General features: G+C 40.0%; 8 protein-coding genes. All 8 read left to right on the forward strand.

The features are described 5' to 3' along the window. Positions 1-4: 4 nt before the first annotated feature. The 8 genes from ACNKXS_RS08910 to mqo all read left to right on the forward strand — a co-directional run bounded on the left by ACNKXS_RS08910 (position 5) and on the right by mqo (position 6,998). Complete coding sequence (locus ACNKXS_RS08910) at positions 5-865, forward strand: SPFH domain-containing protein (RefSeq protein ID WP_417920845.1); 861 nt, start codon at positions 5-7, stop codon at positions 863-865. A 1-nt stretch (position 866) separates the two neighbouring features. Beyond that, positions 867-1,187, forward strand: a complete 321-nt coding sequence (locus ACNKXS_RS08915) for a hypothetical protein (protein ID WP_417920572.1) — start codon at positions 867-869, stop codon at positions 1,185-1,187. Positions 1,188-1,342: 155 nt separating this feature from the next. Next, a complete protein-coding gene (locus ACNKXS_RS08920; protein ID WP_417920573.1) occupies positions 1,343-2,281 on the forward strand; it encodes an alpha/beta hydrolase family protein in 939 nt (312 codons plus the stop codon). A 3-nt stretch (positions 2,282-2,284) separates the two neighbouring features. Next, positions 2,285-2,455, forward strand: coding sequence for a type II toxin-antitoxin system antitoxin (locus ACNKXS_RS08925; RefSeq protein WP_141877105.1), 171 nt, complete (start codon positions 2,285-2,287; stop codon positions 2,453-2,455). After that, positions 2,455-3,264, forward strand: coding sequence for an HAD family hydrolase (locus ACNKXS_RS08930; protein ID WP_417920574.1), 810 nt, complete (start codon positions 2,455-2,457; stop codon positions 3,262-3,264). The genes ACNKXS_RS08925 and ACNKXS_RS08930 overlap by 1 nt, the downstream gene beginning before the upstream one ends. 63 nt (positions 3,265-3,327) lie before the next feature. Then, the gene (locus tag ACNKXS_RS08935) at positions 3,328-4,593 is read left to right on the forward strand and encodes a DUF819 family protein (protein WP_295180486.1); all 1,266 of its coding nucleotides are present in this window, start codon (positions 3,328-3,330) and stop codon (positions 4,591-4,593) included. A gap of 52 nt (positions 4,594-4,645) precedes the next feature. After that, the gene (locus ACNKXS_RS08940) at positions 4,646-5,392 is read left to right on the forward strand and encodes a DUF4369 domain-containing protein (RefSeq protein ID WP_417920575.1); all 747 of its coding nucleotides are present in this window, start codon (positions 4,646-4,648) and stop codon (positions 5,390-5,392) included. 109 nt (positions 5,393-5,501) lie between these two features. Continuing rightward, complete coding sequence (gene mqo / locus ACNKXS_RS08945) at positions 5,502-6,998, forward strand: malate dehydrogenase (quinone) (protein WP_417920576.1); 1,497 nt, start codon at positions 5,502-5,504, stop codon at positions 6,996-6,998. Positions 6,999-7,160: the final 162 nt, after the last annotated feature.

Consider the following 7,160-nt stretch of genomic DNA (forward strand, 5'->3'; position numbering starts at 1 on the left):
TCACATGACTGAAGAAAAAACTATCACTGGATTTAATGGATATATTATGCTATTCGCATTCTTGATCCTTTTGTTTGGAAGTATTATTGCCATTTTCAATACCGGTAGTCCAGTATGGGCATTGGGAGTACTCCTCGCTTTTCTTATAGTTCCCGGCCTTATCCTGGTGAATCCAAATGAGTCTAGAGTACTTCTGCTTTTTGGTGATTATAAAGGAACTGTTAAAGAAAATGGACTTTTCTGGGTGAATCCGTTCTACACCAAAAAGAAGATCTCGTTAAGAGCGAGAAATTTTGACAGTGAAAGATTAAAAGTGAATGATAAGCTTGGTAATCCAGTAATGATAAGTACCATTCTGGTTTGGAGGGTTCAGGATACTTTCAAAGCTTCATTTGATGTAGATAATTTTGAAAATTTCGTAGTAGTGCAGACTGATGCAGCCGTTCGGAAATTAGCCAGTTTATACCCATATGATAACTTTGCAGATGAAGGTCTGGACGAGGATATAACCTTGAGGTCCAGTGTAAATGAGGTAAGCGATGCTTTGGAAAAAGAGCTGGAGGAACGATTGAATATTGCTGGAATTGAAGTTCTCGAAGCACGTATTGGATATCTTGCCTATGCAAATGAAATTGCCAGCGCGATGTTGAAGAGACAACAGGCTACGGCAATTGTGGCTGCCAGGCATAAGATCGTAGAAGGTGCAGTTAGTATGGTGGAAATGGCACTCGAGGAACTTAGCAGAAAAGAAGTAGTTGAACTGGATGGAGAACGAAGAGCTGCAATGGTTAGTAATCTTATGGTGGTGTTATGTGGAGATCGGGATGCGACACCCGTTGTGAATGCCGGAACTTTGAATCACTAGAATGCGCATATTCAAGGAGAACCAGAGATTCAGACAATGGTGGCTCATTATTGTTTTAATCACTAATGTACTTGCTAGTGCACTCCCGCTTTTTTCTGAAATATATTTAAATAAGGTACGGCTAGAAAGTCTGATCGCGCCAATAATTAGTTTACTGGTTTTTGTTCTGATATTAATTCTGAATCTTGAAACAAGGGTTAACAGCAAAGGAATTAGTGCAGGCTTTGAACCTTTAGCTTTCTTCAGAAGAAATTATAACTGGGATGAGATTCAGGAATGTTTCGTAAGAACCTATGCACCTGTTTCTGAACATGGAGGATAGGGAATTCGAGGCTTCGGAAGAGCAAAAGCATATAACGTTTCAGGTAACAAAGGCATACAGATCATCACAAAAACTAATGAACGCTTTTTAATTGGTACAGAAAAACCTGATCTGGCAAAAAGAGCGATCAACAAGAATTTTGAAAACTATAAAAAATGAAGAAATTAATTTGTTTTGTTTTGCTGATCATTTCTTCGCTTACCACAGTAGCGCAGGATACAACATTTACAGAAACTGAATTAAGCATCGATAAATTTACAGATGGTACATTAAGCTTACCGACCGAGGAAAATAATAAATACCTCATCATTTTCATCCAGGGGTCTGGCCCTACAGATAGAAATGGAAATCAGCCTATGTTGCAGAATGACGGAATAAAGAAAATAGCCCGGGAACTGGCAGGCAATGGTATTGCTTCTTTTAGATATGACAAACGAATCTTTAAGGCACAAGAACTTCAGTTAAGTGAGAAAGATATGATCTTTGAGGATTTTGTAGAGGATGCGAAAAATGTAGTAATGCATTTCAGAAAAGAAGAAAAATTCAGCAACATTGTCATAGCGGGACACAGCGAAGGTAGTCTTATTGGGATGCTGGTCGCTCAGGAAAATGCTGATGCCTTTATTTCATTAGCTGGCGCTGCAGATCCTATTGACGAGATCATTACGGAGCAGGTCACGAACATGGCTCCTGAATTAGGAGTGAGTGCCCGTACCGCTTTTGATGAATTGGCAGAAAACGGAAGAACTTCTAACTATAGTCCCATGCTGGAAGCAGTGTTCAGACCTTCAGTTCAGCCATTTATGGCGAGCTGGATGAAATATGACCCTTCAGAAGAAATCAGTAAACTTGAGATCCCCATCCTTGTAGTAAATGGTACCTCAGATATTCAGGTGAGTGAAGAGCAGGCTCAAAAGCTGGCAGAGGCGAATGAGAATTCAGAATTAGTAATTCTGGATCAAATGAATCACATTTTTAGAAAAATTGAAGCAAAAGATCGACTGGTAAATTCAAAATCATATAATGAGCCAAACTTACCTTTGCACCCCGAGCTAATTTCAATTTTAACTGAATTTGTAAAGGAACTTAACTAAATTATGGGTAAGAAAAAGGCATTCGCACTTCGGGTAGATGAAGATATGCTAAAAGCGATCGAAAAATGGGCAGCTGATGAATTCAGAAGTACCAATGGACAGATCGAGTGGATGCTTAACAAAGCCCTGAAAGACGCAAAGCGACACCCTAAACCAAAAAACGACCAGGAATAATGTTCAAAATAGTATTTTCAGATATTGACGGTACGCTATTAAATGCCGACCGTGACCTCTCACAACTTACCATACAAACCATTAAATCTCTGGAAGAAAGAAATATTCCATTCATTTTAATTAGTTCCAGAATGCCGGCAGCCATGCGCCATCTTCAGCAAAAGCTTGGGATAGAACATCATCCAATTATCTCCTACAATGGCGGACTCATACTCGTAGATGGAAAAGCTGTGAGTTCTACGGAAATTCCCATTAGTACGTTGGAAAGCTTGCACCAATTTAATAGTGCGGATGATGTACATCTAAGTCTATTTCATGCTGATGAGTGGTATGTTCCCAGAGAAGATTTCTGGACGCGAAGAGAAATTAACAATACCAAGGTGCAACCTGCACTGCGCAGTAATGCTGAAGTTTTAGAAACCTGGAAAGCTGCTGGGAAAGGCGCACATAAGATCATGGCGATGGGTGAAGAGGAAAACATCGATAGCATCAGGGATTTCCTTATCGAAAATCATGGTAAAGATCTGCACTTATACCGAAGTAAACCAAGTTACCTTGAGATCGCACCCCGAAAAATATCAAAGCTTACTGCCGTAGAGCATTTACTAAATGAGCATTTTCGCCTACCTCTCTCACAAAGCATGGCTTTTGGAGATAACTATAATGATAAGGAAATGCTGCAGGGTGTTGGTTTAGGAATTGCCGTAGGGAATGCCAAGCCTGAAGTGCTTGAAATAGCGCACATGGTTACCGCTTCCGGAAAGGAAGATGGAGTAGCGAAAAGTATTCGCGAGATCCTGTTGCAATAACAGAAAAGGAGACCGGCAGAAATTTTAAAAATTGTATTTTGCCGATCAACTTTTAAAAATTCTATGGAAACAACTGCCTTATTCACTAATGATGCGATCGTCTTCGGACTATTAATGATCGCTCTGGGTTTTGTGTTTTACACCTCTTCTCAAAAAGAAGGATTCTGGAGTAAATTTTATAAAGTCGTTCCCGCACTACTTATGTGCTACCTCATCCCGGCGATATTTAATTCGGTTGGACTCATCGATGATGACATTTCACAACTTTATTTTGTAGCCAGTCGATACCTTTTACCTGCGGCTCTGGTCTTAATGACTTTAAGTATAGACCTGAAGGCAATATTTAACCTGGGTCCCAAAGCTCTTATTATGTTCTTTGCCGGAACCCTTGGTATCGTTCTTGGGGGACCGCTAGCTATTTTACTCATCTCTGTATTTTCTCCGGAAACGGTAGGCGGTGTTGGTCCAGATGCAGTTTGGCGTGGCCTCTCTACAATTGCAGGTAGTTGGATTGGTGGTGGTGCGAACCAGGCCGCAATGCTCGAGATCTACGAATACAATCAGGATCTTTATGGAGGGATGGTTCTTGTCGACATTATCGTTGCCAACCTCTGGATGGCTGTTGTCTTGATGGGAATCGGGAAAAATGAAGCAATTGATCGATGGCTACAGGCAGACAATTCAGCCATTGAAGAACTGAAAGTTAAAGTTAGCACTTACGCTGAAAGCGTTAACAGGATTCCAATGCTACCGGATTTTATGATCATGCTGGCGTTGGCATTTGGTGCAGTTGGTATAGCACATTGGGGAGCAGATGGAATTTCTACATACCTAACCGCGAATTTTGATATTTTCAATGATGGTAAAAGTGCACTTTCCTCCTTTTCTTCCCAGTTCTTCTGGATGATCACGATCGCTACGGCCCTGGGTATCATGTTCTCGTTTACCAAATTTAAAAAATATGAAGGTGCTGGTGCCAGTAAAATTGGAAGCATATTTATCTATATTCTCGTTGCCACCATTGGCATGAAAATGGACCTGACTTCAGTATTTGATAATCCCGGACTTCTGGCGATAGGTCTCGTATGGATTCTAATTCATGTGATCGTACTGGTTATTACTGCGAAGCTTATAAAGGCCCCATACTTTTTCCTTGCGGTAGGAAGCCAGGCCAACGTAGGTGGTGCAGCCTCAGCTCCGGTAGTTGCAGCAGCCTTTCACCCATCGCTTGCTACGGTAGGTGTTCTACTGGCAGTCTTTGGCTATGTGGTGGGTACTTATGGCGCTATTTTGTGTACAATTTTAATGCAATTAGCGGCTACCAGTTAGTAATAAACAGAAAAATATAAGATATTTGCGCACTTTAAAACTGCATTCCACAATGAAAAAATTAGCTCTTCTTTTAGTTATTCTGATCAGCATTAGTGCCTGTTCTGAAAAAGAAAGCAACCTGATTGTAAACGGAGAGATCAAAGGTCTGAAAAAAGGAACTTTGTATCTTCAAAAAATTGAAGACACTGCATTGGTAAATGTAGACTCAGTTCAGGTAACCGGAGATCCAAATTTTTCTATGGAAACCTATCTGGAGAGTCCCCAGATTATGTACCTGTATCTTGAAAAGGTTGACAACAACCAGTACGATGATCGTATAGATTTCTTCGCAGATCAAGGGCAGATCACTATCAACACAAAACTGGATAAGTTTGAAACCAGTGCAGAAGTAATTGGGTCTGTGAACCAGGAGAAGTTAATTGAATACCGGAAAATGATAAGCAGGTTTAATGATCAAAACCTGGATTTAATTAAGGCAAGTTTTGAAGCAGAAAAAGATCAGGATGAGGAGAAACTCATGGAGATCGACCAGAAGTATGATAAATTACTACGTAGAAAGTATCTCTATACTGTAAATTTCGCACTGAATAACAAACAACATGAAATAGCACCCTATCTTGCACTATCTGAAGTTTTTGATGCTAACATCAAGTACCTGGATACTATTTATAATTCTCTGGAACCAAAGATCAAGAAGTCCAAGTATGGTGAGGAATTGAAAAGCTTTCTGAAGGAACGTAGAAAAGAAGAAAAACTTGAAGATAAAGTGCAGGCGCAGGAAGTGGAAAATTCCTAGTTGAGAAAAAGAACTACTTAAAGGAGCCATTTGGCTCCTTTTTTTATTTCTTAATATTTCTTTGGGTCAAAAGAAGAACAGTGTTCCATATTTTGTAGAAAAAACAAATATGAATAAAACGAATACCGAATATGACCTGATCTGTGCCGGTGGAGGTATTATGAGTGCAAGCCTTGCTCTTATGCTGAAATTAATAGATCCGGAAATTAAGATTATCATCTTTGAACGATTAGATAAGATCGCACAGGAAAGTACAAAGGCATGGAATAATGCAGGTACTGGACATTCAGCATTCTGTGAGCTGAACTATACTCCGGAGCAGGAAGATGGCTCTGTAGATATTTCCAAAGCTATTGATACCTTTCAGCAGTTTGAAAAATCGAAACAGTTCTGGGCGCATTTAACCAGTGAGAAATTAATAAAAGACCCCAAGAGTTTTATTCATAGCATTCCGCATCATGCATGGGTGCGAGGCGAAGATAATGTCGAATTTCTTGAGAAGAGGTTCGAGCGTATGAGTTCTGAATTCATGTTTGAAGAAATGGAATTCACCAAAGATCATGAAACGATGAAAAAGTGGTTCCCGCTAATTATGAAAGATCGTGAACCTGATGAAAAAATGGCGGCAACCCGTATGGAATTGGGAACTGGCGTTAACTTCGGTTCTCTTACTGAACAATATTTTGAACTTTTAGAAAATCATTTTAAAGTTCCGGTTATAAGAAACACGGAGGTTCTGGACATTGATCCAGATGGACCCGAAGACTGGTCGGCTATAGTTAAAGATCTGAATACAGGTGAAAAATCATACTACGACGCAGAACACATTTTTATAGGTGCTGGAGGAGGCGCTTTGCCCCTATTACAAAAAGTCAAAATCCCAGAAAAAAATGGGTATGGTGGCTTTCCTGTAAGCGGACAGTGGCTTTCTTGTACAAATAGAGATATAATCGAGCAACATGATGCTAAAGTTTATAGTAAGGCTGGTGTGGATGCACCTCCAATGTCTGTACCTCATCTGGATTCGAGATTCATTGATGGTAAGAAAGAATTGCTTTTTGGGCCATTTGCAGGTTTCAGTACCAAATTTCTTAAAGAAGGTTCCATTCTTGACCTGCCTAAATCCTTACGTTTTGACAATATTCCATCTATGTGGGGAGTTTTCTGGCACAATCTTCCGCTTACCACCTACCTTATCGACCAGGTGCGAATGAGTCACGAAGACCGGGTAGATGAATTAAAGGTTTTTCTGAAAGATGCTAAGCCGGAGGATTGGGAATTAAAAGTGGCCGGCCAGCGAGTTCAGATCATTAAACGAGATAAAGAGCAAGGAGGAGTATTGGAATTTGGAACAGATGTAGTGCATAGTAAAGATGGTAAAATAACAGCTTTACTTGGAGCTTCACCGGGAGCTTCTACTGCTGTTCATATTATGCTGGAAGTTATGCAGATTGCATTTCCAGAAAAAGTAAGAACTAAAGTTTGTCGTAAACAATTGGATAAAATGATTCCATTCTGGAATAGAGATGTTCGTGAAGACAAGGATGGCTTCAAAGCTGTTCAGGAGCGCACCAGTAAGTTGCTGCAACTTGACGCCCTGCACTAAGAATAAAATTCTGATTACAAAATTAGGCCTCTCAAATTAGAGGCTTTTTTTATATCGTAAGAAATTGGCTTCCGATTCTAGCTAAGAACTAGCGTAAACCGAATATTCTTCAAACAAAAAAGCTTCCCCTTTCAGGAAAGCTTTTCATTAAGAGCCGATGGA

The organism is Christiangramia marina, assembly GCF_048285865.1.
GTDB lineage: Bacteria > Bacteroidota > Bacteroidia > Flavobacteriales > Flavobacteriaceae > Christiangramia > Christiangramia marina.

Excerpts from the sequence above, each read along its gene's own strand:
- ACNKXS_RS08940 (WP_417920575.1), top strand. The coding sequence starts at position 4,646 with ATGAAAAAATTAGCTCTTCTTTTAGTTATTCTGATCAGCATTAGTGCC.
- ACNKXS_RS08930 (WP_417920574.1), top strand. The coding sequence starts at position 2,455 with ATGTTCAAAATAGTATTTTCAGATATTGACGGTACGCTATTAAATGCC.
- ACNKXS_RS08910 (WP_417920845.1), top strand. The coding sequence starts at position 5 with ATGACTGAAGAAAAAACTATCACTGGATTTAATGGATATATTATGCTA.
- ACNKXS_RS08920 (WP_417920573.1), top strand. The coding sequence starts at position 1,343 with ATGAAGAAATTAATTTGTTTTGTTTTGCTGATCATTTCTTCGCTTACC.
- mqo (WP_417920576.1), top strand. The coding sequence starts at position 5,502 with ATGAATAAAACGAATACCGAATATGACCTGATCTGTGCCGGTGGAGGT.
- ACNKXS_RS08935 (WP_295180486.1), top strand. The coding sequence starts at position 3,328 with ATGGAAACAACTGCCTTATTCACTAATGATGCGATCGTCTTCGGACTA.
- ACNKXS_RS08925 (WP_141877105.1), top strand. The coding sequence starts at position 2,285 with ATGGGTAAGAAAAAGGCATTCGCACTTCGGGTAGATGAAGATATGCTA.
- ACNKXS_RS08915 (WP_417920572.1), top strand. The coding sequence starts at position 867 with ATGCGCATATTCAAGGAGAACCAGAGATTCAGACAATGGTGGCTCATT.